The organism is Chryseobacterium lacus (assembly GCF_003336205.1).
Taxonomy (GTDB): domain Bacteria; phylum Bacteroidota; class Bacteroidia; order Flavobacteriales; family Weeksellaceae; genus Chryseobacterium_A; species Chryseobacterium_A lacus.
Genome location: NZ_QPIE01000031.1, coordinates 1 through 529 on the forward strand (window position 1 = coordinate 1; position 529 = coordinate 529).

1 protein-coding gene is annotated in these 529 nt (G+C 52.2%); it reads left to right on the forward strand.

The window, feature by feature from the left end:
* The coding region (locus DQ356_RS11155) for a helix-turn-helix domain-containing protein (RefSeq protein WP_185123786.1) at window positions 1–529 on the forward strand (529 nt) is incomplete at both ends.

Below are 529 nucleotides of genomic sequence, written 5' to 3' on the forward strand. Positions count from 1 at the left end.
GCGGTAAAACTTGTTCTGTTCACGATCACCGTCATCGTAAATGGCGCCATCTTGATACCTGCCAGTTCATGACAGTTGTTGAGGCGAATGTTCCCCGGGTCATGTGCCCAAACCATGGATGTCAGACGTTACCCGTTCCGTGGGCCGGACCCGGCAGCCGGTACACGTTGTTGTTCGAGTCATTCGTTCTTTCCTGGCTGAAAATCAGCACTGTTGATGCGGTAAGAAAGCAGCTGAAACTTAGCTGGAATGCGGTTGACGGCATTATGACCCGGGCGGTTAAACGTGGTCTTGCTCGAATAAAAAGACCGCTATCAGCCCGGCATATGAATGTGGACGAAGTTGCCTTCAAAAAAGGACACCGGTACATCACCGTGATATCCGACCGTGATGGGCGCGCACTGGCGTTAACAGATGATCGGGGAACAGAAAGCCTTGCCAGCTATCTTCGCACTCTCACCAACAGCCAGCTGGAGGCCGTCAAAACGTTCTCAATGGATATGAATGCCGGGTATATCAGAACTGCGCG